Source organism: Azospirillum rugosum (assembly GCF_017876155.1).
GTDB classification, from domain to species: domain Bacteria; phylum Pseudomonadota; class Alphaproteobacteria; order Azospirillales; family Azospirillaceae; genus Azospirillum; species Azospirillum rugosum.
In genome coordinates this window covers 111,098-135,670 of the sequence record NZ_JAGINP010000006.1, presented here as the reverse complement: position 1 = coordinate 135,670, position 24,573 = coordinate 111,098, and the positions used below count along the sequence as shown (strand labels likewise).

The window sequence follows — 24,573 nt, the reverse complement described above, 5'->3', positions numbered from 1 at the left end:
GGTTCACAGGCTCGCCCCCAGGGGAGAGGCCGGGTTGGCGGGGTCGGTGGAGACGGGATCGGTCGACACAGGGTCGGGGGCGAAGGCGTAGTGGCCCTTGCCGCGCTTCTTGGCGTCGTACATGGCCGAATCCGCGCGGTCGGTCAGCTCCTGCACGGTTTCCCGCCCCGGCCGGTGCACGGCGATGCCGATGGACAGGCCCAGCGGCTTTTCGGGGCTGGCCGACAGGTGGCGCAGGCCGGCCATGCCGTTCAGCAGGCGCTGCGCCACGGCCTTGGCGTTCTCCTCGTCGGAGCGGCCGACCCACAGCACGAACTCGTCCCCGCCCAGCCGGCCGGGCAGGTCGCCGGGCCGCACGCTGGTGGTCAGCAAGGTGCCGATCGCCTTCAGCACGGCGTCGCCCTGCTGGTGCCCGTGCAGGTCGTTGACCGCCTTGAAGTTGTCGAGGTCGACGTAGAGCAGCGCCGACGCCCCGGTCTCCGGCCGGGCCAGCGCCTCCTCCAGCCGTTCGAAGAAGGTGCGGCGGTTGAACAGGCCGGTCAGCCCGTCGCGCTCCGACAGGCGGCGCAAACGCTCCTGGTAGGCGAAATGGGCGTGCGCGATGCCGATGTGGTCGGCCACGCCGGACATCAGATGGCGGTCGTCCTCGTCCCAGGGGTCGGAGTCGTCGCCGCGCCAGACCACCACGGCGCCGTTCACCGCCTGCCGGTGCTCGGTCCGCGCCGCCAGCAGCCGATCGCCGCCGAGCGCCGTCACCACGACCTCGTCCACCGCGGCGACCTGGTCCAGGATCGGCTGGAAGCTTTCCGGCTCGAACCCCGCCGGGATTTCCGCGGCGAAGTCGGCGGCCGGGAAGAGCGCGCCCGACTCGTCCGCGCGGTAGATGCGGCAGCCGTCGGCGCCGAGCGCCCGCGCCGTCTCCGCCGCCGCGACGTGCAGCGCCTTGGCCGCGTCGATCTGGTCGCGCAGCGTGTGGACGATGTGGGCCAGCAGCTTCTCGCGGTTGCGCACGCGCGCCAGCTCCGCCCCGCGCAGCACCTGGTCGGTGACGTCGCGGCAGACGCCCCGCGCGCCCGTCCACACGCCCCCCGCGCCGAAGAGCGGCAGGGCGGAGGCCACGACGCAGGCCGGCAGGCCGTCGGCGCGCTTCAGCCACAGCTCCGTCTGGTCGACCGGGCGGCGGCTGTCGAAGGGCAACGGCAGGTCGCCCCACTCGTCGATCGCCAGATCGCGGGGGTTGCGACCGATCAGCGCATCGGCGCCGTAACCCAGCGCTCCCTTGGGCGTGACGAACACGAATCGGCCGTCAGCGCCGGTTTCCCAGGCGAAATCGCTCGACGCCTCGACCAGATCCTTGTAGCGCTGCCGCGACTCGGTGAGGGTGTGGCGGAGCTGCCGCTCCAGCGTCACGTCGCGTCCCACCAGCAGGACGGCCCCGTCGGCCAGCGGAACGGCGGCCCATTCCACGATCATCAGGCCGCGCGGCACCTCGATGGGAACCGAGCACAGGCCCGGCGCCACGCTGGACGCCGCCAGCCACGACTGGACGTCGGCCATCCACAAGGGATCGCCGGTCAAAAGCTCCTCCGCCGCGGCGTTCGCCTCCGCGACGGCGCGGTCGGCGGCCAACAGCATCGCCGGCCCCGGAAAGGCGGCCACAAGCGCCGGCAGGGCGGCGGATTCGGCGGTCGATGGCAGGATCACGGTATACTCGGCGGGCACGGATGAAACCTACGGCTGCGTGCCTTACAGCATATCGGAAAAATGCTACCTTTTTCCGCTCCAATCTTCAATCGCACTGACCACCGGCGGGTCCTCGGCGGGTCCCCTGGCCGATCCGGCTTGCGGGCGGGGGCGCCACGCCCCATTCTCACCCCATGACCGCTTCCCTCCGCGACGTCGGGGTCTGGATCTTCGACCTCGACAACACCCTGTATCCCGCCTCGTGCAACCTGTTCGCCCAGGTCGACCGGCGCATCGGGGACTTCATCGCCGACCATTTCGGCATTTCCTACGACGAGGCGCGCGTGATGCAGAAGCGGTTCTTCCGCGAGCACGGCACGACCTTGCGCGGGCTGATGGTCGAGCACGACGTCGACCCGGTGCCGTTCCTGGACTATGTCCACGACATCGACGTGACGCCGGTGGCCCCCTCCCCCACGCTGGCCGGCGCGCTGGACCGGCTGCCGGGGCGCAAGATCATCTACACCAACGGTTCCGTCCGGCACGCCGAGAACGTGACGAAGCGCCTGGGCATCGACGGCCGCTTCGAGGCCATCTTCGGCATCGTCGAGGCCGGCTATGTGCCCAAGCCCGACCCGCGCCCCTACGAGACCCTGGTCGAGCATTACGGCGTCGACCCGACGACCGCCTGCATGGTCGAGGACATCGCCCGCAACCTCGTCCCCGCCCACGCCATGGGCATGACGACGGTGTGGGTGCGCAGCGAGGCCGACTGGGCTCGCCCGGATAAGGGCGGCGTCGGCACCGGCAGCCACATCGACCACACCGTGGACGACCTCGTGACCTGGCTGGACGAGGTCGCGGGGTAGGCGGCGGGACGCAACGGCAACGGGGAAAACCACAGAGGCACAGAGACACGGAGGCCGATCCGGGACGTGCCAACCTCTGTGCCTCCGTGTCTCTGTGGTGAAAAACCGCGTAGGTCGGGTGGAGCGCCGGCGGAAGCCGACGTCGTCGGCGCCGCGGGGTTTGTTGGGTTGCGGCTGCGCCTCCACCCAACCTACGGATCTGCGGGTCCCATTGCCCCGTATTGTTGACAAGGCGGCGGACTGCGGCCCATGTTCCGAACCCTCGGACACCATGCCCAGACGAATGCCGCCATGAGCCACGCCAGCCTCGAAACCGCCATCAACGACGCGTGGGAGAACCGCGCCTCCCTGAACGCCGACACCAAGGGCCCCGCCCGCAGCGCCGTGGACGAAGCCCTTGCCGGCCTCGATTCCGGCGACCTGCGCGTGGCGCAGAAGACGGGTTCCGACTGGACCGTGAACCAGTGGCTGAAGAAGGCGGTCCTGCTGTCCTTCCGCCTGAACCCGAACGAGGCGATCCCCGGCGGCCCCGGCGGCTCCACCTGGTACGACAAGGTCGCGCCGAAGTTCGAGGGCTGGTCGGAAGGCCAGTTCCAGGCCGCCGGCTTCCGCGCCGTGCCGGGCGCCGTCGTCCGCCGCTCCGCCTACATCGCGCCGAACGTCATCCTGATGCCCAGCTTCGTCAACGTCGGCGCCTATGTCGACAGCGGCACCATGGTGGACACCTGGGTCACCGTCGGGTCCTGCGCCCAGATCGGCAAGAACGTCCACCTGTCGGGCGGCGTCGGCATCGGCGGCGTGCTGGAGCCGTTGCAGGCCAACCCGGTCATCATCGAGGACGACTGCTTCATCGGCGCCCGGTCGGAGGTGGTCGAGGGCGTGATCGTGGAGCGCGGCGCCGTGCTGTCCATGGGCGTCTTCATCAGCGCCTCGACCAAGATCATCGACCGCAACACGGGCGAGGTCTTCGTCGGCCGCGTCCCGGCCTATTCGGTGGTCGTGCCCGGCACCCTGCCCGGCAAGCCGCTGCCGGACGGCACCCCCGGCCCGGGCCTGTACTGCGCCGTGATCGTCAAGCGCGTGGACGAGCAGACCCGCGCCAAGACCTCGATCAACGACCTGCTGCGCGACTGATCGCGAGGGCTCCAATGACCACCGACGCCGCGGCCCCCGCCTTCGACCCCTGCGATCCCGTCGCGGTCGCGCAGGCCCTGATCCGCTGCCCCAGCGTGACGCCGGAGGATTCCGGCGCGCTGGGCGTGCTGGAGGCGGCGCTGACGCCGCTGGGCTTCGCCTGCCACCGCCTGCGGTTCGAGCAGGAGGGCACGGCGCCGGTGGAGAACCTCTACGCCCGCCTGGGTACAGAGGGGCCAAACTTCTGCTTCGCCGGGCACACCGACGTGGTGCCGCCCGGCGAGTTGAAGGGCTGGTCCATCGACCCCTTCTCCGCGGAGATCCACAACGGCCGGCTCTACGGGCGCGGTGCGGTGGACATGAAGGGGGCGATCGCCGCCTTCGTCGCGGCGTCGGCCCGCCACCTGCGGGACCATGGCGCGCCGAAGGGCTCCATCAGCCTCCTCATCACCGGGGACGAGGAAGGGGTCGCCATCAACGGCACCAAGAAGGTGCTGGGCTGGCTGAAGGAGAAGGGGGAGAAGCTCGACGCCTGCGTGGTGGGCGAGCCGACCAACCCCAAGGCGCTCGGCGACATGATCAAGATCGGCCGGCGCGGCAGCATGACCGCCTTCCTGACCGTCTTCGGCGCGCAGGGGCACGTCGCCTACCCGCATCTGGCCGACAACCCGCTGCCCCGGCTGGCCCGCATGCTGGCCGCCATCACGGCGGAGCCGCTGGACGGGGGCACGGCGCATTTCCAGCCGTCCAACCTGGAGCTGACCACCATCGACGTGGGCAACCCGGCGCACAACGTCATCCCGGCGCAGGGCAAGGCCACGTTGAACATCCGCTTCAACGACAGCCACACGCCGGACACGCTGCTGGCCTGGCTGCGCGAACGCTTCGACGCGGTCGGCGGCGCTTATGAACTGGAGCATTTCGTGTCGGGCGACAGCTTCCTGACGCCGCCCGGCCCGCTGACCGAGCTGGTGGCCGAGGCGGCACAGGCCGTCACCGGCCGCCGCCCCGAATATTCCACGACCGGCGGCACGTCCGACGCCCGCTTCATCAAGGATTTCTGCCCGGTGGTGGAGTTCGGCCTGGTCGGCCAGACCATGCACAAGGTGGACGAGAACACGACGCTGGACGACCTGACCCGCCTGACCGACATCTATGGCGCGGTCCTCGGCGGCGTGTTCGACCGGATCGGCTGAGACGATGTGTCGAGACTGGCCCCGGTGACCCTGCCCGCCACCTTCCGGTGAATCCACCATGCCGCTGCCCCCATGCCCCTAAATGCCCGGGACGTCGCCTACTCCGTCTTCGGAGCCTACCGTCTGGCGCGTTTCGACCCGACCGGGCTTCAGTACCTGGACCGGACGCCGCAGGGGGCGTGGCAGTCCTTCTACGCCGCCGTCATTGTCCTGCCGGCCTGGGCGCTCCTGCTGACCATCCGGCTGTGGGACCAGGTGCAGGACACGCCGCTGGTCCAGGTCGTCGCGGTGGAGGCCATCGCCTACGTGATCAGCTGGACCGCCTTTCCGGTGCTGATGCACAGCGTCGCCGGGATGCTCGACCGGTCGTCGCGCTACGTGGACTTCGTCTGCGCCTACAACTGGTCCTCGGTCGTGCAGATGGCGGTCTACCTGCCCGTCGTGGTGCTGGCCGCCACCGGCCTGCTGCCGCCGGCCCTGTCGGAATCGCTGGTCTTCGCCGTGATGCTGGCGATGCTGACCTACCAGTGGTTCGTCATGCGCACCGCGCTGGACGTCACCGGCGTGGCGGCCGCCGCCCTGGTCCTGGTGGACCTGTTCCTGTCCGCGATCATCACCGACATCGCCGACGGACTCCTCTGAGTTTTTTCTGAGACCGTTGCCAGGGATGCGGCCGGTCCGGAGCGGACCTCCGGAATCGCGGCAAAGATTACGCTCGTCGCTCGCTGATATACTACTTGCCGTGCGGAGCCCTTTCCTTTCTGTGTTTAATGAACTTCATCTATGTTTCAAAAATGAAATCATGAACATAGGCCCTGTTGCGTATTGAAGCTTCGCCTGTTTTGCGCTTACGATCAACATATGCGCGTATGCATTGGTGCAAGACATGCCAAGCGCGGGTGAGTACACCCCTGGACGACGGCAGCTTTACCTTCTGATCACGGCGGCTCTTCTGCCGGCCGCACTGTGCGCCGTCCTGCTGGTGATCCTGTCCATCGGCGACGCGCGCCGGCAGGTCGAGGACGAGCTGATGCGCGCCGCGGACACGCTCGCGCTGTCCCTCGACCAGATGGTGGCGGAGGAGGTGGCGGCGCTCAGCGTGCTGGCGGCGGCACCGTCCCTGGACAGCGGCGACATGGCCACCTTCCGCAGGCTGGCGACGCAGGTGGTGGAGCAGCGCGGGACCTGGGGCAACGTCGTGGTCGCCGACCGCGACCGGCAGCTGCTCAACACCCGCCTGCCCGCCGACGCTCCCTTGCCGCCCCCGCTTGACCCGGACGCCGTGGCGCGCATCTTCGACACGGGGCATTTCCTGCTGAAGGACGTGGAGCGCGTGCCCGAGCGCTCCGCCCACCCGTTCGTCAGCCTGGCGGTTCCCGTCGTCCGGGCGGACACGGTGCGCTACGTGCTGCTGGCCAAGATACCGGCCACGGCTTTCCGCGCGCGGCTTCAGGGCAAGCTGGCCGGCCATGGCCAGGCCGCGGTGATCGACCGGAGCGGCCGGGTGGTCGCGCTCACCAGCCTGGGGGATCCGGCGGACCCGCGGATCGCCGCGCCGGTTCCCCAGCCCTTCGCCGAGGCCACGCCGGGCGGCATCGCCACCGTGGCGTTGCCCGACGGCCGGGACGCGATGGCGGCGGCGGCCGTCGCCCCGGAAAGCGGCTGGCGCGTCGCCCTGGTCCAGCCGGCCGGCGCGTTCGGCTCCCCCCTGGTCGGCCTGGGGCCGTTCAGCGCCTCGCCGCTGCTGGTCGGCCTCATCCTCGTCGCCATGGTGCTGGCCGGAGCGACGGCGGTCATCCAGGCCCGGCTGTTCCGCTCCGTCACGGCGCTCAGCCGCCAGCGGGTGGCGAACCGCTATGTGGCGGACGTCGCCCGCCATGTCCCGGGGCTGATCCATCGGCACGCGCTGCTGCCGAACGGAGCCATACGGGCGACGGCCGCGGCCGGCGCCATGGCTCCCGGCACCTCGGCCCCCGCGACCGACCTGTGGAGCGGCCCGTCCCTGCCCGTCAGCCCGCGGATGGCGGAGGCGCTGCGCGAATCCGCGGCGACCATGGCGCCCCTCTGCCTCGACGAGGAATACGCCGCGGCCGGGGAAACGCGCTGGCGCCGCGTCACCGCCGTGCCGCGCCGGGTGCCGGGCGGGGCGGTGCTGTGGGACGGCGTGACCGTGGACGTGACCGACCTCCGCCGGTCGGAGGCGAGCCTGCGCGAGAGCGAAACCCTGCTGCGCCTGGCGCAGGAGGCGGCCGGCATGGGCAGCTGGGACTGGGACCTGTCCACCGGCCGGGTGCAGTGGTCGGACGGGCTGCACCGCATCCTGGGGTTGGAGCCGGGGGCGGACGCGCTGGACATCGCCACCTTCGCCGAGCGTTTCGTGCACGCCGAGGACCGGCAGCTGGTGCTGGCCACCGCGCAGCGGGCGGCTGTGCGGCGCGAAACCGTGTGGATGGAGTACCGGATCCTGCGCAAGGACGGCGCGGTGCGCTGGCTGGAATGCACGGGCACCAGCACCGCCGGCCCCGACGGGCGGCCGTCGCGCCTGCTCGGCATCGTCCAAGACGTGACGGAGCGCAAGGCGACCGACGAGGCCCTGCACGCCGCCAACCTCGCCCTGGAGCATGAGGTCGAGCAGCACCGCCGCACCGAGGCCATGCTCCAGTCGCTCTACAACACCGCCCCCGCGGGCATGTGCGTGATCGACTCCCAGTTGCGCTACCTGCACATCAACGAGCGGCTGGCGTCGGCCAACGGCCTGCCCGTGTCGGCGCACATCGGGCGGCCGCTCCGCGACATCCTGCCGCCCGCGCTGGTCGACGCCATCGAGCCGCTGTACCGCCGGGTGCTGACGACCGGGGAGCCCCTGTACGACGGCGTCGCCGGCGGCCCGTCCCCCTGCTCCCCCTGCAACGAGCGGCAGTATCTGTTCAACCTGTACCCGCTGCGCCTGCCCGACGGCACCGTCCACGCCGTCAACGCCGTCGTCCAGGACGTCACGGACCGCCGCGCCATGGAGGAGACCCTGCGCGCCGCACTGGAGGACGCGCAGGCCGCCAACGCCGCCAAGGCCCGCTTCTTCGCCGCCGCCAGCCACGACCTGCGCCAGCCGGTGCAGACGCTGTTCCTGTTCGTCCACGCGCTGGGCGAGCGGCTGCGCGACCACCCGGCCCAGGCGCTGGTCGCCACCATGCAGCAGGCGCTGGAGGGGCTGAAGGCGCTGATCGACACGCTGCTGGACATCTCGCGGCTCGACTCCGGAACGCTGGCGGCGGACCCGGCGGACTTTCCCGCGGTCACGCTGATGCAGCGCCTGTCGGCCGACTACGCGCCGCGCATGGCGGCCAAGGGGCTGAAGTTCCGCATGGTCGGCAGCCCGGTGTGGATCCGCAGCGACTCCGTGCTGCTCGGCCGCATCCTCGGCAACCTGCTGGACAACGCGCTGAAATACACCGGGGAAGGCGGCGTCCTGCTGACCTGCCGCCGCCGCGGCGACACGGCGCGCATCGAGGTGTGGGACACCGGGGCCGGCATCGCGCCGGAGGACCAGGCCGCCATCTTCGACGAGTTCGTCCAGGTCGGCCCGAACCGCCGCGACCGCACCCAGGGGCTGGGGCTCGGCCTGTCCATCGTGCGGCGGCTCGCCACGCTGCTGGGGCACGAGCTGTCCATGCGCTCCGTCCCCGGTCGGGGGTCGGTCTTCGCGGTCACGGTGCCGCTGGCGGCGGAGATCGGCGACACCGCCCACCCGCCGCCCCTGCTGGTCGCCGCCGAGAAGGACGGGCCGCCGCTGGCCGTGATCCTGGACGACGACGCCACCATCCTGACGGCGCTGACCATGCTGCTGGAGGAATGGGGCTTCGAGACGGTGGGCTCCACCGCCGCGGAGGACGCGCTGGCCCAGATCGCCCAGCGCCGCCGCCGGCCGGACGTGATCATCGCCGACTATCACTTGCCGGACGACCGGACCGGCACCGACGCCATCCGCCGCATCCGCGCCTATTGCAACGCCCCGGTCCCGTCCATCGTGCTGACCGGCGACACCGGCCCGAACCGCGCCCTGGAGGTCGGCCGCATCGGCTCGCACCTGCTGCAGAAGCCGGTGATGCCGGACATGCTGCAGGACATGATCCACCGGCTTTCCGGCGTGCCGCGGCGGTGAGTGGTTGGTGGGGAGGGATTCACCACAGAGGCACGGAGACACAGAGATTATTGAACACGCCCTCGCTCCTTTGGTCGGTTGCCAAGTAAGCGAAAGCTGTTTTTAAATAATCCTCTGTGTCTCTGTGCCTCTGTGGTTCATCCCCACCAACGCGGCGCCTCGACTCACCCCTCGCGAGTGCTGACGCCGGCTTCGGCGAAGGTCGCCATGCCCGCGTGGCAGGCGCAGGCGGAGCGGACGATGTTGATCGCCAGCGTCGCGCCGGAGCCCTCGCCCAGCCGCATGCCGAGGTCGAGCAGCGGCTCCTTGCCGATGGCCTCCAGCAGGCGGCTGTGGCCCGGCTCGACCGAGCGGTGGGCGACCATGCAGTGGTCGAGCGCGCGGCGGTCAGCCTTGAACAGCACCGCCGCGACGGCCGTGCAGGCGTAGCCGTCCAGCAGCACCGGCACGCGGGCCATGCGCGCCGCCAGGATAGCGCCGGCGATGGCCGCCAGCTCGTAGCCGCCGAAGCAGCGCAGCGCCTCGAAGGCGTCTCCCCGGGCCTGCGGGTTGGCCGCGAGCCCGGCCTCGATGGCGGCGGCCTTGCGGGCCAGCCCCTCGTCGTCCACGCCGGTGCCGCGGCCGACCCAGTCCTTGGCCTCCCCGCCGAACAGGGCGCAGCAGATCGCCGCTGCCGCCGTGGAGTTGCCGATGCCCATCTCGCCCAGTGCCAGCAGCTGCACGCCCTGCTCCACCGCCATCATGCCGTAGGCCATGGCGCGGCAGCACTCCTCCTCGCCCATGGCCGGCCCTTGCGTGAAGTCGGCGGTGGGGTTCTCCAGGTCCAGCTCGTAGACGCGCAGGTCGGCGTCGGCCACCTCGCAGAGCTGGTTCACGGCGGCGCCACCGTTCTGGAAGTTGGCGACCATCTGCGCGGTGACGTCCGCCGGGTAGGCCGAGACGCCGCGCGCGGCCACGCCGTGGTTGCCGGCGAAGACGGCGACGCGCGGGCGGCGCACCTCGGCCGGGTGCTGGCCCTGCCAAGTCGCCATCCACTGCGCGATTTCCTCCAGCCGGCCGAGCGAGCCCGCGGGCTTGGTCAGCTGGCGCTCCCGCTGCAAGGCCGCGGTGCCGGAATCCAGGTCCGGCCCCGGCAGGTTGCGCACGAGCGCGCGGATTTCCTCGAAGGTGATGGCGGGCTGCAGGTTGCTCATGGCGAAACGTCCTGGCGCTGGCGCGCGAAGAGTGGAAATGAAAAGCGGCGCGACCTTGGACCATTCGCACGCGGCTGTCAAAGTCCGGCTGTCAAAGTCCTTGCCGCCGGCCGGTTCCCCGTTGCGGTGGGGGCTGCCTTGCCGTACTTCGAAGCGCGATGACCGACGATTCCTCTCCACTGCCACGCTTCCGCTGGACGGCCGACCTGGCGCTCGCCGTCGTCTTCCTGACGCGCCTTCCCCTGCGCCTGTCCGGTCCGCCGGCCGGCGACGCGCACGCCCGCGCCATGGCCTGGTTCCCGCTGGTCGGCGCCGGGGTCGGGCTGGCGGGGGGAGCGGTCTACGTGCTGGCGGCGCTGCTGCACCTGCCGCCGCTGCCCGCGGCGCTGCTGGCGCTGGGGATGACGGTCTGGCTGACCGGCGGCCTGCACGAGGACGGGGCGGCCGATGTCGCCGACGGCTTCGGCGGCGGGCGCGACAAGGCCCGCAAGCTGGAGATCATGCGCGACAGCCGGGTCGGCAGCTACGGCGTGCTGGCCATCGTCTTCTCCATCGCCATCCGCGCCTCCGCCCTGGCCGCCCTGGCCGAGCCGCGCGCCGTGCTGCTGGCGCTGGCCGCGTCCGGCGCCCTGTCGCGCGGCGGCATGGCGGTGATCGCCCGCACCCTGAACCCCGCCCGCGCCGACGGGCTCGCCGCCCGGCAGGGGCGGCCGGCGGTGGCGACGGTCGCGCTGTCGCTGGTGCTGGCCGGTGCGGTCGCCCTCGCCGCGCTGGGACCGGCGGCGCCGGCGGCCATCCTGGTGGCGGCGCTGGTGGGCGCGGCGATGGCGTGGCAGGCGCGGCGGCAGATCGGCGGGCACACCGGCGACGTGTTCGGGGCGGCCCAGCAGGCAACCGAGGCGGCGGTGCTGCTGGCGCTGGCGGCGCTGCATCCATGACGGGGCGGTCATGATCGTGACCCGCTGGTGGCTGATCCGCCACGCGCCGGTGCCAAACCCGGACAAGCTGATCTACGGCCGCGACGACCCGCCCGCCGACACCGGCGACGCGGCGTCCCTGGCGGCGCTGGCCGACCGGCTGCCCGCGAACGCCGTCTGGGTGACCTCGCACCTGCGCCGGACGCGACAGACCGCGGCGGCCCTGCGCCTGCCCGGCAGCGACATGGCGCTGGTGGAGCGCGACCTCGCCGAGCAAAACTTCGGCGCCTGGGAGGGCCTGTCCCACGACGCGGTCGCGGCCTTGCACCCGGAGGAAACCCGCCGCTTCTGGTCCGCCCCGGCCACCGAGGCCCCGCCCGGCGGCGAGAGCTTCGCCGACGTCATAGCGCGCGTGGCCGGTGCGGTCCGCCGCCTGACCGCCGCGGAGGCCGGGCGGGACATCGTGGCGGTGATCCACGGCGGCTCAATCCGCGCCGCGCTGGCGCTGGCCCTGGATCTGACGCCGGAGGCGGCGCTGCGCCTGTCGGTGGCGCCCCTGTCGCTGTCGCGCATCGACCATTACGGCGGGGTTACGGGGGGAGATTCGTGGTCGGTCGGAGCCCTGAACGCGCTCGGAACCTTTTCAGCCGGTGCCCGTTGATCGAACTCCGTTGGGGCTACCGAACGAGGGGCAGACCATGGCAAGAAGCGCTACCGACCGCGAGTCCGCCGAGAAACTCTGGGGTATGATCAAGGGCGTCCGCATCGCCATGATGACGACGCTCGACGAGAACGGCATCCTGCATTCCCGCCCGATGGCGACGCTGCCGCACGCGGGATTCGACGACGGCACGCTCTGGTTCTTCACCAGGGCGGATTCGCCGAAGGTCCATGAACTCCAGGAGCATTGGCGCATCAACCTCTCCTACGCCGACCCGGGCGACCAGAACTACGTCTCGGTGTCCGGCATCGCGCAGCTGGTCCGCGACCAGGACAAGATCCGCTTCCTGTGGCGGGACATCCTGTCCACCTGGTTCCCGAAGGGTCCGGACGACCCGGAGGTGGCCCTGCTGAAGGTCACCGTGGACCAGGCCGAGTACTGGGACAGCCCGTCCAGCGCCATGGTCTACGCCTATGGCTACGTGAAGGCGAAGCTCACCGGGGAGCCGCCGAGCCCGGGGGATCACGCGAAAATCGCGTTTCAGTAAGAGTACTTTGCCCCCACCCTTCCCACTTCGTGGGCCCCTTCCCTCCCCCGCTGCGCAGGGGAGGGAGTTCAAGTCCCCTCCCCTGCGCAGCGGGGGAGGGTTAGGGTGGGGGCAATGCCTCCCGTTTCTGCACTCACACCCTTCGAAACGCCAGCGCCGCGTTCAGCCCGCCGAAGGCGAAGGAGTTGGACAGGGCGGCCTCCACCTTGGCATCCCGCGCGTCGCGGGGGACCACGTCCAGGGCGCAGGCCGGATCGGGCCGTTCCACCCCCGCCGTGGGCGGCACCACCTGACGGCGCAGCGCCAGCAGCGTCGCCGCCGCCTCCAAGGCACCCGCCGCGCCCAGAGCGTGGCCGACCATCGATTTCGTCGAGGACACCAGCAGCCGCCGGGCGTGGTCGCCGAAGACCGCGTGGATGGCGCGCGCCTCGGTGGCGTCGTTGGCCGTCGTGCCGGTGCCGTGGGCGTTGACGTAGCCCACCCCGTCCGGCTCCAGCCCGGCGTCGGCCAGCGCGGCGCGCATGGCGCGGGCGGCCCCCGCCGCGTCCGGGGCGGTGATGTCCTTGGCATCCGCCGACATGCCGAAGCCGGCGATCTCGCCCAGGATGTCGGCGCCGCGGCCCCTAGCGGAGTCCAGTGTCTCCAGCACCAGCACAGCCGCCCCCTCCCCCAGCACCATGCCGTTGCGCGTCGCGCAGAAGGGGCGGCAGCCGTCGGGGCTGACGATGCGCATGGCCTCCCACCCCTTCAGCGCGCCGAAGGTCAGGCTGGCCTCCGTCCCGCCGGTCACGGCCGCGTCCGCCAGCCCGCCGCGCACCATCTGGAAGGCCAAACCGATGGCGTGCGCGGCCGACGCGCAGGCGCTCGACGCCGTGAAGGCGGGGCCGGTCAGCCCGAATTCCATGGAGACCTGGGCGGTCGGGGCGCTGACCATCAGGCGCGGGATGGTGAAGGGGTGCAGGCGCTGCGCACCCTGCCGGTAAAGCCGGTGGAAGCCCTCGTCCAGCGTGGTGATGCCGCCGACGCCGGTGCCGAGGATCGTCGCGGTGCGCAGGCCCAGCGGCCCCCCAAAATCCGAGGCAAAGCCGAGGCCGGAGGCCTCCACCGCCTGCCGGGCGGCGACAAGCGCGAACTGGCTGCCGCGGTCGAGCAGGCCGAGCCGCCGCGCGTCGAAATGGGCGGCCGGGTCGAAGCCGCGGACCTCCCCGGCGATGCGGACGGACAGGCCCTCCGTGGGGACGAGGCTGAGGGGGCCGATGCCGCAGCGGCCGGCGAAAAGGCCGTCGGCATAGTCCGCCACGCCCGACCCGATGGGCGAGACGACCCCGAGGCCGGTGACGACGACGCGCCGGTGGCCCATGCGTCACGCTGCCGGCTTGGCGACGACGGACTCCACGGCCCGCAGCACGTCGCCCACCGTGTCGAACTCCTTGCGGGCGTCGTTGGCGTTGAAGGGGATTTCGATCCCGAACCGCTCCTCCAGCGCGAAGACGATCTCGATCACGTCGAGGGAGGCGATCTCCAGGTCGGCCAGCCGGGCGTCGAGCGCGAGGCGGTCGCGCTCCACCCGCCCTTTCTCCGCGATGATCGCTAAAACGTCATTCTCAAGTTCGGTCATCCGTGCTCTCCGCGGAAGCGTCCGCAGAGACGTTAGCGCTGGCATCGAGCGCCCGAACCCTGTTCTTCAGGTCAGCCACGTCCGCGAACAGCCGCTTCAGACGGGCTAGCCCCTTGTACTGGTCGAAGGCGCGGTCGCGCGGGACGGCCGGATAGCCCATGTAGACGGCCTTCGGCGGGATGTCGGTGCCGACGCCGGAGTTGGCGGCGACCACCGCGTCGCTGCCGATCTTCACATGATCGGCCACGCCGACCTTGCCGGCCAGCACCACGCGGTCGCCGATGATCGTGCTGCCGGCGATGCCGACATGGCCGCACAGCATGCAGTTGGTGCCGATCTCCACGTTGTGGCCGATCTGCACGAGGTTGTCGATCTTGGTGCCGGAGCCGATCTTGGTGGCCGTGATGGTGCCGCGGTCGATGGTGGCGTTGGCGCCGACCTCCACGTCGTCGCCCATGATCACCGTGCCGATGGAGTTCACGCGGTGGATCAGCACGTTGGTGCCGACCACCTTGCCGGTCGCCTTGGCCGATTCCACGCTGCCCGGCTCCGGCGTCACGAAGCTGAAGCCGTCGTTGCCGACCGCGGCGTTGGGGTGGATGATGCAGCGCTCGCCCATCACCACCCGCTCGCCGATGCGGGCGCCGGGGTGGATCAGGCTGTCCTTGCCGATCACCGCCTCCGCCCCGACGGTGGCCTGCGGCATCACGGTGACGCCGTCGCCGAGCACGGCCTTCGGCCCGACATAGGCGAAGGGGCCGACCGACACGCCTTCCCCCAGCACGGCGTCGAGCGCCACGAAGGCGGCGGGGTGGACGCCGGGCTCCGCATGGACCGGCTTCTCGAACAGGGTGGTCAGGCCGGCCATGGCGAAGCGCGGGCGCTTCACGACGATCCAGCCCTTGAGGTTCGCGGGCGGCTCCGCCCCTTCCGCCACCACGGCGGCGACGGCCTTGCCCTCGGCCAGCGCCGCCGCCAGCCCCTTCTCCATGGCGAGCGCCAGATCCTCCGGCCCCTCGGCCTCCGCCGGGTGGACGGCGCGGGCGATGCGGAGCGTGCCGTCGCCTTCGAGCTGGGCGCCCAGCGCGGCGGCGATCTCGGCGAGGGTCACGGGAGTGGCGGTAACGGGCTTCATGGCGGCGCTCTGGGTTGCGGCGGTGCGAGGCGCGGACGCTACCACGGTTGGGCCGGGGAGGCGAGCGGCGGCGCCTTTTGTCATTCCCCGGCCATCACTCTCCGGTCTGGAGCAGCGCGCCGCGCACCCGCGCCTGTTTGAAGGAGTAGAGGAACACCCACGTGCACAGCGCCATGTAGACGGCGTTGAGCCCCACCGCCCAGGCGAGGTGGTCCCAGCGCATCGCCCCGCCGAACAGGACCGCGCGCATCCCTTCGAAGACGTGGCTGGACGGCAGCGACAGCGCCACCCATTGCAGCCATTCCGGCAGGACGGAAACCGGGTAGTAGACGGCGCTGATCGGGGCCAGCATGAAGACGACGATCCAGGCCAGCCCTTCCGCCCCCATGCCGTAGCGCAGGATCATCGCCACGATCAGCAGCCCCAGCGACCAGCCGAGCAGGATCAGGTTGACGAAGAAGGCGGCCAGCGGCAGGCCCAGGCTGAAGACCGAATAGCCGAAGAAGGGGATCGCCAGCAGCGCCGCCGGCACCACGCCGATGATGGTGCGGATCAGGCTCATGGTGAACAGCGACACCACCCACTCGCCGGGCCGGAGGGGGCTGACGAACAGGTGGCCGAGGTTGCGCGACCACATCTCCTCCAGGAAGGAGACCGACACGCCGAGTTGCCCGCGGAACAGCACGTCCCACAGCAGCACCGCGCTGACCAGCACCCCCGCCCCGTTGGCCACCCAGTTGCTCGACGAGGCCATGAACTGGTTGATGAAGCCCCACAGGATCATCTGCATGGTCGGCCAGTAGGCCAGCTCCAGGAACCGCGGCCAGGACCCGCGCAGCAGGTACCAGTAGCGCAGCACCATGGCCCCGACCCGACGGGGGGAGAAGGTGGGGTTGGGGTGAAGGGCGGTGGAGGTCATGCGCTCAACACTTTTCCAACGGGCGTGCGATCCCCTCTCCCGCCTCGGGAGAGGGAGGGGCCCGCCGAAGGCGGGAGGGTGAGGGTAGTTCCGAGGATCAGCGCGTTGATTCTCGCGCAACCCTCACCCGGCGGCTTCGCCGCCACCCTCTCCCGGGGCGGGAGAGGGGTACTACTCCGCGGCATCGGCTGGCTCCCGGTCCGTGGCCTCACCCGCCGTCCGGGCGCGGGCGATGTCGAGGAAGACTTCCTCCAGGCTGCCGCGGCCGTAGCGGGCGAGCAGGGCCGCCGGCGTGCCGCGGTCCACGATGCGGCCCTGGCGCATCATCAGCACCTCGTCGCACAGCCGGTCCACCTCCAGCATGTTGTGGGAGGCGAGCAGGACCGTGGCGCCGGTCTCCTGCCGGTAGCGTTCCAGGTAGGTGCGGATCCAGTCGGCGGTGTCGGGGTCGAGCGAGGCCGTGGGCTCGTCCAGCAGCAGCACCTCCGGCCGGTTGAGCAGCGCCTTGGCCAGCGCCACGCGCGTCTTCTGCCCGGCCGACAGGCCGCCGGACGGCCGCTCCAGGAAGCGGGTCAGGTCGAGGTGCTCGGCCAATTCCTCCACGCGGCGCTTCACGCCGGACAGGCCGTAGAGGTGCCCGTAGACCGTCAGGTTCTCGCGCACGGTCAGCCGGTGCGGCAGCTCCACGTAGGGGGAGGAGAAGTTCATGCGCGGCAGCACGGCGTGCCGGTGGCGCACCATGTCCACGCCCAGCACCTCGATCCGGCCCGCCGTGGGCAGCAGAAGCCCCAGCAGCATGGAGATGGTGGTCGTCTTCCCCGCCCCGTTGCCGCCCAGCAGCCCGGTCACCGAGCCCCTCGCCACGGTGAAGGAAATTCTGTCGACGGCGGTGACCTCCCCGTCCTTGCGGGTGCCGAAGCGTTTCGTCAGTGTTTCGACGTGTATGGCTGCCTGGGGGGCTGCCTGAGTGGCTGGCTGAGTGGCTGGCTGAGTGGCTGGCTTCGTCATGGGCCTAGAATATGGCCGCTTGGCGCGCGATCGCCAGAGTGGCAAAAAGGCCCTACCGGCAATACAGTTTTGGCCGTGGCCCCCACCATCCTGTGAGGCGGCCACGCGAGAAAGACCGCGCCCATGACCCTCGTCCAATCCGCCCGTCCCGCCGCCCCCCAGCCCTCCGGCCGCCGCTCCGCCGGAATGGGGCCGGCGCAATGGACCAACCTGGACGGGCGCGTCACGCTGCGCACGCTGATCCTGATCCGCTGGATTGCCGTGGTCGGGCAGCTCGCCACCGTGGGCTTCGTGCAGCTGGCGCTGGGCTTCCCCCTGCCGCTGGGGCCGGTGCTGGCGGCGGTCGGGGCGTCGGTCCTGCTGAACATCGTGGCGATGGCCCAGCGCGGCGGGCGGCTGCGGCTGGCCGACCGGGACGCCGCGCTGTATCTCGGCTACGACATGCTGCAGCTGACGCTGCTGCTGTACCTCACCGGCGGGCTCGCCAACCCCTTCGCGATCCTGCTGCTGGCCCCGATGACGGTGGCCGCGGCCATCCTGTCGCGCTACTGTGTGGTGATCCTGACCGGGCTGAACCTGATCTGCCTGACCGTCCTGGCCTTGTGGCACTTCCCGCTGCCCTGGCCGGAGCCGATGCCCGCCGTCGCCCCGCTCTACGCCTTCGGCATCTGGCTGTCGCTGTCCGTGTCGGCGGGCTTCATCAGCGGCTACGTCTTCCGCGTGGCGGAGGAGGCGCGCCGCTTCGCCGAGGCGCTGTCGGCCACCCAGGTGGCGCTGGCGCGGGAGCAGCGGCTGTCCTCGCTGGGCGCGCTGGCCGCCGCCGCCGCGCACGAGCTGGGCTCCCCGCTCGGCACCATCGCGGTGGTGGCGAAGGAGCTGTCGCGCGACCTGCCGCCGGACAGCCCCTACGGCGAGGACGTCTCGCTGCTGCAAAGCCAGGTGATGCGCTGCCGGGAGATCCTGGCCGACCTCGCCCGCAAGCCGGAGGCCGACGGGGGCGACCCGTTCGAGCGGATTCCGCTGACCGCCCTGCTGGACGCGGCGGGAACGCCGCACCGGCTTGGTCATATCCAGTTCGTTATAGAAAAGACCGCCCCGCCCGACGGCGAGGAGCCGGTGTTCCGTCGCAGCCCGGAAATCATCCACGGCATCGGCAACTACATCCAGAACGCCCACCAGTTCGCCGACCGCCGCGTCACCGTGACGGCGACTTGGGACGCGCGCACCGTCACCGTGGCGGTGATGGACGACGGACCCGGCTTCCCTGCCCAGGTCTTGGCCCGCGTCGGCGAGCCCTACATCTCCACACGCGGCGAGCGTGCCGGTCACATGGGGCTGGGAATCTTTATTGCACAAACGTTGCTAGAGAAAACCGGGGCCATGGTGGCTTATGGTAATAACCGTGGCGGCGGCGCGCGAGTTGTCGTACGTTGGGACCGGGGTATGTTGAAACCAGAGGACTAATGGTGGACACCGGTATGACCACGGACGAGAGTCCATCGGGCGAAACCGCCAAGCTGACGTTCACGGGAGATGTCACCCGCAGCCTCCTCATCGTCGACGACGACGCGCCCTTCCGCATCCGCCTTGCGCGCGCCATGGAAAAGCGCGGTTTCAACGTCGTTGCCGTGGACAGCGTCCAGCTTGGGATAGACGTCGCGCAGGAGTCGGCCCCGGCCTTCGCCGTCGTCGACCTCCGGCTGGCCGACGGCAGCGGCCTCGACGTCGTTAAAACCCTGCGGGACGCCCGCCCCGACGCCCGGATCGTCATGCTGACCGGCTATGGCAACATCGCCACGGCGGTCGCGGCGGTGAAAGCGGGTGCCGTGGACTACCTGCCCAAGCCCGCCGACGCGGACGCTGTCGAATCCGCCCTTCTGGCCGACGGCCGCCCCCTGCCCTCGCCGCCGGAGAACCCGATGTCCGCCGACCGCGTGCGGTGGGAGCACATCCAGCGCGTCTTCGAGCAGTGCGACCGCAACGTGTCGGAGACCGCGCGCCGGCTGAAGATGCACCGCCGCACCCTGCAGCGCATCCTGAACAAGCACGCCCCGCGCGGGTGAAGACTTTCATTCGTCTGCAAATGAAAAGCCCCCGTCTTCGCGGACGGGGGCTTTTTGTTGCCGGCGAGGATGTTGGGTTGCGGCTTCGCCTCCACCCAACCTACGAAAGCGCCCGTAGGTTGGGTGGAGCGCAGCGCAACCCAACAGCGACCCCTCACTGCTTGAGCGGGCAGGTCTTGATGCCCAGCAGCGTGTAGGCCGGGCAGAAGCCCACCACGGCGGTCAGCAGCGGCACGAGGCCGATCCAGCCCCAGGGGGTCTGCGGGCCGACGAAGACGAGGGCGATCAGGACGAGGCCGACGACGACGCGCAGCGCGCGGTCGATGGTGCCGACGTTGACGGGCATGGGAACACCTCTTGGACAGGGGATCAGCGATTGGATCAGCGGTGCGCCCATCCAAGCCCATTCCACAGCCCCCGTCTGTGACTCCGTCACACGCGATTCACATGGCCCCTTCATCGGAAAGCGCCAGCAGCGCGTCGGCGTCGCGCACGGCGACGCGGCCGCGCGACAGCGCGACCAGGCCGCGCCGCTCGAACTCCTTCAGCTGGCGGCTGACCACCTCGCGGGCGGTGCCGAGTTCGACCGCCAGCGCCTGGTGCGTGGTGTCGAGCCCGCCGCGGCCGTCGCGGTGGTCCACCAGGAAGCGGGCGAGCCGCAGGTCGATGCGGCCGAAGGCCACCTCCTCCACCAGCGTCATCATGCCGAGCAGCCGGTTGCCGAAGGACGCGAAGACGAAGTCGCGGAACGCCGCCGACCGCGCCAGCAGCTCGTGGAAGGCGCCGGCCCCGAGCGCCACGGCGTCCAGGTCGGTCTCCGCCACGCCGTCGGCGTTGTAGTCGGCCCGCGTCATCAGGCAGGCGGTGGTCAGGATGCAGGTCTCCCCCCGGCCGACGCGGTAGAGCACGATCTCCCGCCCGGTCTCCGCGGTCATCTGGACGCGGACGGAACCGTCGAGCAGCAGCAGGAAGTTGCGGCACAGGCTGCCGATCCGGAACAGCACGGTGCCGCGCGGCAGCGCCACGCGGGCTCCCTGGTCGCGCAGCAATTCCAGCGCCCCGGGCTCCAGCGCGCGCAGCGCCGGGAACACGTCCAGCCAATCGTCCCGCACCGGCCCCATACCCGTTTCCCCACCAATGACCATCCCCAGGAGTACCCATTATCCGAAAATGGTCACCGCCGGTCCATCGCCTCGGTAGAGCCCTTCGGAAGGCCTATTCGACCGGCCGGTCCCCGGGCAGCTTACCCATTGCGCGCGTCTTCCTCCCCGGATGCACCGGGCGCACCATGAAACGGCCGGACCATAGCGGCGTTCTAGGCACCGAACGCCCCGAACGGGGCGCGGTTCGGCATGCGAGGAGGACCCGCTTTGGCCACCCAGGAAGTTCACGACCAACCCGCAAGGCGGCAGACGGGCCCGATCTCCTTCGACCTGTCCACCGCAGCGGCGAGCGCGGTGCGCCGCACCACCGGCATGCTTCTGCGGCACAAGCTTCTGATCGGCACCGCGATCGTCCTGGGAACGGGGCTGGCCGCGCTGGTGGCGTTGCGGATGACGCCGCTCTACACCGCCGAGACGCTGATCATGGTGGACCAGCGCCGCAGCCAGGTGATGAAGTACCAGGAGGTCGTCCCCGGGCTGTCCACCGAACTCGGCGCGTTGCAGAGCGAGGTGGCGATCCTGAAGTCGCCGGCCTTCGCCGAGAAGGTGGTCGACAAGCTCAACCTGACGACCGATCCGGAGTTCAACGCCGCCCTGCGGCCGCAGCGGACGGACTGGCTGGCCTACCTCTACCCGAAGAACTGGGTACCGGAGTCCTGGTGGAACACGGCCCGCGGCGAGCGCGCCGACATCCAGCTGAGCCCGGAGGAGAAGGCGGCCAACGAGAAGACCTCGGTCGTCAACACCTTCATCGAAAACCTGGCGGTCCGGCCGCAGGGGCGGTCCTACGTGATCGCCATCAATTTCGACAGCGAGGATCCGCGCAAGGCCGCGCTGATCACCAACACCATCGGCGAGCTGTACCTCGTCGACCAGCTGGACGAGAAGTTCAAGGCCGCCAAGCGCGCCACCGCCTGGCTGGAGGACCGCATCGCCGACCTGCGCCGCGAGGCCAAGACCACCGGCGAGGCCGCCGAGAAGTACCGGGCGGAAAGCGGCCTGACCTCGGCCAACGGCGAGACCACCGTGCTGGCCCAGCAGCTGGCCGAGCTGAACACCAACTACGTGCTCGCCCGCACCAAGCGGCAGGAGGCGGAGAACAAGTACCGCGAGGTCTCCACCCTGGTGCAGAGCCCGCGCGGCGTGTCGGCCATCGGCGACGTGCTGGGCTCGCCGCTGATCCAGGCGCTGCGCCAGCAGGAGGTGGAGCTTCAGCGCAAGATCGCCGACGCCTCCAACAAGTACGGCGCCAAGCACCCGGTCCTGACCGCGCTGCAGAGCGAGCTGCGCGACCTGCAGGGGCAGATCAAGGCCGACGTCGGCCGCATCGTCCAGAACCTCGCCAACGAGGTGGAGCTGGAGCGCGGGCGCGAAGCGGGGCTGAAGGCCAACCTGGACCAGCTCCAGGCGCAGCGGAACCAGCAGCAGCAGTCCAACGTGACCCTGCGCACGCTGGAGCGCGACGCCGAGACCTCGCAGACCATGTATGAGGCGATGCTGACCCGCTTCCAGGAGATCGCCGGCCAGACCGACATCCAGCAGCCGGACTCCCGCATCGTGTCGGAGGCGTCGATCCCGCTGAACCCGTCGCAGCCGAACAAGAAGATGATCGTGCTGCTGGCGCTGGTCGCCTCGGCGACGCTGGGCGTGCTGCTGGCCCTGCTGCGCGAGCAGGCGGAGAAGGGCTTCCGCAGCCCGCACCAGTTCGAATCCGCGACCGGCGTGCGCTCGCTCGGCATCGTGCCGGCGATCAGCCGGCGGCGGCGCTTCACCACCTCGCCCGCGGCCTACGCCATCGACCGCCCGATGTCGGCCTTCGCGGAGGCCATGCAGAACCTGCGCACCACGCTCCTGCTCGCCAACCCGGACGGGCACCAGCGGGTGCTCCTGTTCGGCTCCTCCGTCCCCGGCGAGGGCAAAAGCTCCATCGCCGCGGCCTTCGCGCGCATCTGCGCCAACGCCGGCCAGAAGACGATCATCATCGACTGCGACATGCGCCGCAAGGGCCTGCACGGCATGCTGGGGCTGGAGAACCAGCGCGGCCTGTACGAGGTTCTCGCGGGCGAATGCGCGCCGTCGGAGGTGATCCAGACCGACCCGCGCACGGGCCTGCACTTCATCTCGTCGGGCCGCGGCTCCGCCCTGCCGCAGGACATGCTGGGGTCCAGCCGGATGCACCAGCTGATCTCCCGGCTGGCGCTGGAATACGACCGGGTGATCCTGGACAGCCCGCCGGTGCTGGCGGTGTCGGAAGGCAAGCTGCTGGCGGCGCTGGCAGACCAGACGGTGTTCATCGTGCACTGGGGCAAGACCAAGCGCGAAACCGCCATGGCCGGCCTGAAGGAGGTCATGGAGGCGGGCGGCGAGGTCGTCGGCGTCCTGTTCTCCCAGGTCGACATCCGCCGCCACGCCCAATACGAGTTCCCCGACAGCGGCCGCTACCACGGCTACCGCCGGTACTACGCGAACTGACACGGCTGAGGACGAGCGCCATGTTCCCCTCTCCCGCCCCCGGCGGGAGAGGGAGGGGCCCATGCGGAGCATGGGAGGGTGAGGGCAAGGTTTTCCCGAGAAACCAAGCCCTCACCCTCCCGCGTTCCGCGGGCCCCTCCCTCTCCCAGCAGGGCTGGGAGAGGGGAACAGGGCGCTTCCCGCTTTTCCGGAATCCGCCATGACCGCCGCCACGAATGCCGGACGACGCATTTTCATGAACATCCGCGCGCTGGGGCTGGCGCGCATCGCCACGCTGATCAGCGGGCTGGTCACCACGGCCTGGACGGCGCGCGCGCTGGGGCCGGAGTCGTTCGGCGTGCTGGGCTTCGGCACCTCGATGCTGGCCTACGCCGCGCTGTTCGTGAACCTGGGCCTGTCCACCTACGCGGTGCGCGAAATCTCGCGCGACCGCGACAAGGCCGTGGAATTCGCCGACCATGTGCTGACGCTGCGCACGCTGCTGGCCCTTGTGGTCGGCGCCATCTACGCCGCCTTCGTGCTGACGCTCGACAAGCCGGGGCTGGTGAAGGCCGTGCTGCTGGTGCAGGCGGTCCAGCTGCTGGGCAACGCCCTGCTGCTCGACTTCGTCTACCAGGCGACGGAGCGCATGAGCGTCATCGCGACGCGGGAGATCGGCACGGGCTTCGGCATCACCATCGCCATGCTGGCGCTGGTGCACGGGCCGGACGACGTGGCGATCGCCGCGGCCATCACCGGCGGGTCCTTCGTCATCAACGCCGTGCTGATGCTGGTCCGCTTCAGCCGCGACTTCCGCCCGCCGCGCCCGCGGGTGGACCTGAAGGTCTGGGCGGCGATCCTGAAGGTGTCCGCCCCCATGGCGGTCAGCGTCTTCGCCTGGGCGCTGTTCTCGCACCTTGATCTGGTGATGCTGGGCTTCCTGGTGCCGCAGCATGACGTCGGGCTCTACACCGCGGTGACGAAGCTGCTGGTGCTGGCGCTGACCGCCGGCAACATCGTTCTGAGCGCCTTCATGCCGCAACTGGCCGCCGCCTATGGCGACCCGGCGCGGATGCGGGAGCGCATGCGCGACTACGCCACGACAATCCTCAGCATCGGGGCGCTGATCGCGGCCGGAGGGATCACGCTGGCGCCGGCCATCCTGGGGGTGATCTACGGGCCGGCCTACGCGGACGCCGCCGACTCGCTGCGCCTGATCATGATTTCGGTGGCGGTGGTGCACGTCAACCTGGCGCTCGGCAACCCGCTGCTCGTCTGGCACCGGCAGACCGGCTACATGACCGCGATCCTGATCGGCGGCGTGACGAACGCGGCGCTGAATTGCGCGCTGATCCCGCGCTGGGGAATCGAGGGGTCGGCCGTCGCCACCATCGTGGCGGAGCTGACCGCGATGACCGGGCTGGCGTGGCAGCACCGCCGGGCCGTGGGCGAGCTGCATCTGGACATCATCGCGCGGGCGGCCCTGTGCGGCCTGCTGGCCGTCGCAGTCACATCGGCGCTGTTGCCGGCGCTGATGAACGCCCTTCCCGACCTTCTGGCACCACGAAGCCCCCTGGTGACCGTCCTGGTCGGCGGGCTCCTCCTTACGGCGGTGTATGCCCCCGCCGTTCTGATCACCGGCCTCGTACGCCCGTCGCGCCTCCGGCGCCTGATGACGGCGGCGGCCTGAATCCACCCGTACTCCCGATGACGCTGCCCATCCGATCGGACGCACACTTCTCACCGGTCCGGAGTAATCCCAAAAAAACTCCGGCCAATCAACAGCATAGCCTCTTCACGCCGGCAATATGACCGGAACATTGGCGCACCAACGGGCGTTCGGAGTCGCGCATGGTG

Annotated in this window: 21 protein-coding genes; 12 read left to right on the top strand and 9 right to left on the bottom strand. The window is 70.6% G+C overall.

Going from position 1 to position 24,573, the window contains the following annotated elements; translation table 11 throughout:
- Positions 1 to 3: 3 nt before the first annotated feature.
- Positions 4 to 1,722, bottom strand: a complete 1,719-nt coding sequence (locus J2851_RS10355) for a sensor domain-containing diguanylate cyclase (RefSeq protein ID WP_307419390.1) — start codon at positions 1,720 to 1,722, stop codon at positions 4 to 6.
- A gap of 155 nt (positions 1,723 to 1,877) precedes the next feature.
- Between J2851_RS10355 and J2851_RS10350 the strand changes: the two genes are divergently transcribed.
- From J2851_RS10350 to J2851_RS10330, 5 genes are all read left to right on the top strand, one after another.
- The gene (locus tag J2851_RS10350) at positions 1,878 to 2,552 is read left to right on the top strand and encodes a pyrimidine 5'-nucleotidase (protein ID WP_209766190.1); all 675 of its coding nucleotides are present in this window, start codon (positions 1,878 to 1,880) and stop codon (positions 2,550 to 2,552) included.
- A 291-nt stretch (positions 2,553 to 2,843) separates the two neighbouring features.
- On the top strand, positions 2,844 to 3,686 hold the full coding sequence (gene dapD, locus J2851_RS10345; protein ID WP_209766189.1) for a 2,3,4,5-tetrahydropyridine-2,6-dicarboxylate N-succinyltransferase: 843 nt from the start codon (positions 2,844 to 2,846) through the stop codon (positions 3,684 to 3,686).
- 14 nt (positions 3,687 to 3,700) lie between these two features.
- Positions 3,701 to 4,882 carry a succinyl-diaminopimelate desuccinylase gene (gene dapE, locus J2851_RS10340; RefSeq protein ID WP_209766188.1) on the top strand — a complete coding sequence of 394 codons (1,182 nt, stop codon included), beginning with the start codon at positions 3,701 to 3,703 and terminating at the stop codon, positions 4,880 to 4,882.
- Between the two features lie 72 nt (positions 4,883 to 4,954).
- The gene (locus J2851_RS10335) at positions 4,955 to 5,524 is read left to right on the top strand and encodes a hypothetical protein (protein ID WP_209766187.1); all 570 of its coding nucleotides are present in this window, start codon (positions 4,955 to 4,957) and stop codon (positions 5,522 to 5,524) included.
- A 244-nt stretch (positions 5,525 to 5,768) separates the two neighbouring features.
- Entirely contained in the window at positions 5,769 to 9,041 is a 3,273-nt protein-coding gene (locus J2851_RS10330) for a hybrid sensor histidine kinase/response regulator (protein WP_209766186.1), read from the top strand.
- 164 nt (positions 9,042 to 9,205) lie between these two features.
- On the opposite strand, the gene cobT is transcribed toward J2851_RS10330, so the two are convergent.
- Positions 9,206 to 10,234, bottom strand: a complete 1,029-nt coding sequence (cobT, locus tag J2851_RS10325; protein WP_209766185.1) for a nicotinate-nucleotide--dimethylbenzimidazole phosphoribosyltransferase — start codon at positions 10,232 to 10,234, stop codon at positions 9,206 to 9,208.
- 158 nt (positions 10,235 to 10,392) lie between these two features.
- On the opposite strand from cobT, the gene cobS reads away from it, so the two are divergent.
- Genes cobS through J2851_RS10310 form a run of 3 tightly spaced genes read left to right on the top strand, consistent with a single transcriptional unit; the run spans position 10,393 to position 12,359 of the window.
- The gene (gene cobS, locus J2851_RS10320) at positions 10,393 to 11,172 is read left to right on the top strand and encodes an adenosylcobinamide-GDP ribazoletransferase (protein WP_209766184.1); all 780 of its coding nucleotides are present in this window, start codon (positions 10,393 to 10,395) and stop codon (positions 11,170 to 11,172) included.
- 10 nt (positions 11,173 to 11,182) lie between these two features.
- The gene (locus J2851_RS10315; RefSeq protein WP_209766183.1) at positions 11,183 to 11,812 is read left to right on the top strand and encodes a histidine phosphatase family protein; all 630 of its coding nucleotides are present in this window, start codon (positions 11,183 to 11,185) and stop codon (positions 11,810 to 11,812) included.
- A gap of 37 nt (positions 11,813 to 11,849) precedes the next feature.
- The gene (locus tag J2851_RS10310; RefSeq protein ID WP_209766182.1) at positions 11,850 to 12,359 is read left to right on the top strand and encodes a pyridoxamine 5'-phosphate oxidase family protein; all 510 of its coding nucleotides are present in this window, start codon (positions 11,850 to 11,852) and stop codon (positions 12,357 to 12,359) included.
- Positions 12,360 to 12,492: 133 nt separating this feature from the next.
- Here the strand turns inward: J2851_RS10310 and J2851_RS10305 are convergent, their stop codons facing one another.
- From J2851_RS10305 to J2851_RS10285, 5 genes are all read right to left on the bottom strand, one after another.
- Positions 12,493 to 13,719 carry a beta-ketoacyl-[acyl-carrier-protein] synthase family protein gene (locus J2851_RS10305; protein ID WP_209766181.1) on the bottom strand — a complete coding sequence of 409 codons (1,227 nt, stop codon included), beginning with the start codon at positions 13,717 to 13,719 and terminating at the stop codon, positions 12,493 to 12,495.
- Between the two features lie 3 nt (positions 13,720 to 13,722).
- Positions 13,723 to 13,977 carry a phosphopantetheine-binding protein gene (locus tag J2851_RS10300; RefSeq protein WP_209766180.1) on the bottom strand — a complete coding sequence of 85 codons (255 nt, stop codon included), beginning with the start codon at positions 13,975 to 13,977 and terminating at the stop codon, positions 13,723 to 13,725.
- Positions 13,964 to 15,112 carry a UDP-3-O-(3-hydroxymyristoyl)glucosamine N-acyltransferase gene (lpxD, locus tag J2851_RS10295; protein WP_209766179.1) on the bottom strand — a complete coding sequence of 383 codons (1,149 nt, stop codon included), beginning with the start codon at positions 15,110 to 15,112 and terminating at the stop codon, positions 13,964 to 13,966. The genes J2851_RS10300 and lpxD overlap by 14 nt, the downstream gene beginning before the upstream one ends.
- Before the next feature lie 94 nt (positions 15,113 to 15,206).
- The gene (locus J2851_RS10290; protein ID WP_209766178.1) at positions 15,207 to 16,031 is read right to left on the bottom strand and encodes an ABC transporter permease; all 825 of its coding nucleotides are present in this window, start codon (positions 16,029 to 16,031) and stop codon (positions 15,207 to 15,209) included.
- Positions 16,032 to 16,202: 171 nt separating this feature from the next.
- On the bottom strand, positions 16,203 to 17,039 hold the full coding sequence (locus J2851_RS10285; protein ID WP_209766177.1) for an ABC transporter ATP-binding protein: 837 nt from the start codon (positions 17,037 to 17,039) through the stop codon (positions 16,203 to 16,205).
- 123 nt (positions 17,040 to 17,162) lie between these two features.
- Between J2851_RS10285 and J2851_RS10280 the strand changes: the two genes are divergently transcribed.
- Both J2851_RS10280 and J2851_RS10275 read left to right on the top strand, forming a co-directional pair.
- Positions 17,163 to 18,503, top strand: a complete 1,341-nt coding sequence (locus tag J2851_RS10280) for an ActS/PrrB/RegB family redox-sensitive histidine kinase (protein ID WP_246500558.1) — start codon at positions 17,163 to 17,165, stop codon at positions 18,501 to 18,503.
- Between the two features lie 14 nt (positions 18,504 to 18,517).
- Complete coding sequence (locus tag J2851_RS10275; protein ID WP_246500557.1) at positions 18,518 to 19,102, top strand: ActR/PrrA/RegA family redox response regulator transcription factor; 585 nt, start codon at positions 18,518 to 18,520, stop codon at positions 19,100 to 19,102.
- A gap of 154 nt (positions 19,103 to 19,256) precedes the next feature.
- On the opposite strand, the gene J2851_RS10270 is transcribed toward J2851_RS10275, so the two are convergent.
- Positions 19,257 to 19,448 (bottom strand): YgaP family membrane protein, encoded by a 192-nt coding sequence (locus tag J2851_RS10270; protein WP_209766176.1) that lies wholly within the window; start codon positions 19,446 to 19,448, stop codon positions 19,257 to 19,259.
- Between the two features lie 97 nt (positions 19,449 to 19,545).
- Positions 19,546 to 20,223 carry a Crp/Fnr family transcriptional regulator gene (locus tag J2851_RS10265; RefSeq protein WP_209766175.1) on the bottom strand — a complete coding sequence of 226 codons (678 nt, stop codon included), beginning with the start codon at positions 20,221 to 20,223 and terminating at the stop codon, positions 19,546 to 19,548.
- 249 nt (positions 20,224 to 20,472) lie between these two features.
- Between J2851_RS10265 and J2851_RS10260 the strand changes: the two genes are divergently transcribed.
- Complete coding sequence (locus J2851_RS10260; RefSeq protein ID WP_209766174.1) at positions 20,473 to 22,737, top strand: GumC family protein; 2,265 nt, start codon at positions 20,473 to 20,475, stop codon at positions 22,735 to 22,737.
- Between the two features lie 199 nt (positions 22,738 to 22,936).
- Positions 22,937 to 24,406, top strand: coding sequence for a flippase (locus tag J2851_RS10255; RefSeq protein ID WP_209766173.1), 1,470 nt, complete (start codon positions 22,937 to 22,939; stop codon positions 24,404 to 24,406).
- The last annotated feature ends 167 nt before the right edge of the window (positions 24,407 to 24,573 follow it).

Excerpts from the sequence above, each read along its gene's own strand:
- J2851_RS10350 (WP_209766190.1), top strand. The coding sequence starts at position 1,878 with ATGACCGCTTCCCTCCGCGACGTCGGGGTCTGGATCTTCGACCTCGAC.
- dapD (WP_209766189.1), top strand. The coding sequence starts at position 2,844 with ATGAGCCACGCCAGCCTCGAAACCGCCATCAACGACGCGTGGGAGAAC.
- dapE (WP_209766188.1), top strand. The coding sequence starts at position 3,701 with ATGACCACCGACGCCGCGGCCCCCGCCTTCGACCCCTGCGATCCCGTC.
- J2851_RS10335 (WP_209766187.1), top strand. The coding sequence starts at position 4,955 with ATGCCCCTAAATGCCCGGGACGTCGCCTACTCCGTCTTCGGAGCCTAC.
- J2851_RS10330 (WP_209766186.1), top strand. The coding sequence starts at position 5,769 with ATGCCAAGCGCGGGTGAGTACACCCCTGGACGACGGCAGCTTTACCTT.
- cobT (WP_209766185.1), bottom strand. The coding sequence starts at position 10,234 with ATGAGCAACCTGCAGCCCGCCATCACCTTCGAGGAAATCCGCGCGCTC.
- cobS (WP_209766184.1), top strand. The coding sequence starts at position 10,393 with ATGACCGACGATTCCTCTCCACTGCCACGCTTCCGCTGGACGGCCGAC.
- J2851_RS10315 (WP_209766183.1), top strand. The coding sequence starts at position 11,183 with ATGATCGTGACCCGCTGGTGGCTGATCCGCCACGCGCCGGTGCCAAAC.
- J2851_RS10310 (WP_209766182.1), top strand. The coding sequence starts at position 11,850 with ATGGCAAGAAGCGCTACCGACCGCGAGTCCGCCGAGAAACTCTGGGGT.
- J2851_RS10305 (WP_209766181.1), bottom strand. The coding sequence starts at position 13,719 with ATGGGCCACCGGCGCGTCGTCGTCACCGGCCTCGGGGTCGTCTCGCCC.
- J2851_RS10300 (WP_209766180.1), bottom strand. The coding sequence starts at position 13,977 with ATGACCGAACTTGAGAATGACGTTTTAGCGATCATCGCGGAGAAAGGG.
- lpxD (WP_209766179.1), bottom strand. The coding sequence starts at position 15,112 with ATGAAGCCCGTTACCGCCACTCCCGTGACCCTCGCCGAGATCGCCGCC.
- J2851_RS10290 (WP_209766178.1), bottom strand. The coding sequence starts at position 16,031 with ATGACCTCCACCGCCCTTCACCCCAACCCCACCTTCTCCCCCCGTCGG.
- J2851_RS10285 (WP_209766177.1), bottom strand. The coding sequence starts at position 17,039 with ATGACGAAGCCAGCCACTCAGCCAGCCACTCAGCCAGCCACTCAGGCA.
- J2851_RS10280 (WP_246500558.1), top strand. The coding sequence starts at position 17,163 with ATGACCCTCGTCCAATCCGCCCGTCCCGCCGCCCCCCAGCCCTCCGGC.
- J2851_RS10275 (WP_246500557.1), top strand. The coding sequence starts at position 18,518 with ATGACCACGGACGAGAGTCCATCGGGCGAAACCGCCAAGCTGACGTTC.
- J2851_RS10270 (WP_209766176.1), bottom strand. The coding sequence starts at position 19,448 with ATGCCCGTCAACGTCGGCACCATCGACCGCGCGCTGCGCGTCGTCGTC.
- J2851_RS10265 (WP_209766175.1), bottom strand. The coding sequence starts at position 20,223 with ATGGGGCCGGTGCGGGACGATTGGCTGGACGTGTTCCCGGCGCTGCGC.
- J2851_RS10255 (WP_209766173.1), top strand. The coding sequence starts at position 22,937 with ATGACCGCCGCCACGAATGCCGGACGACGCATTTTCATGAACATCCGC.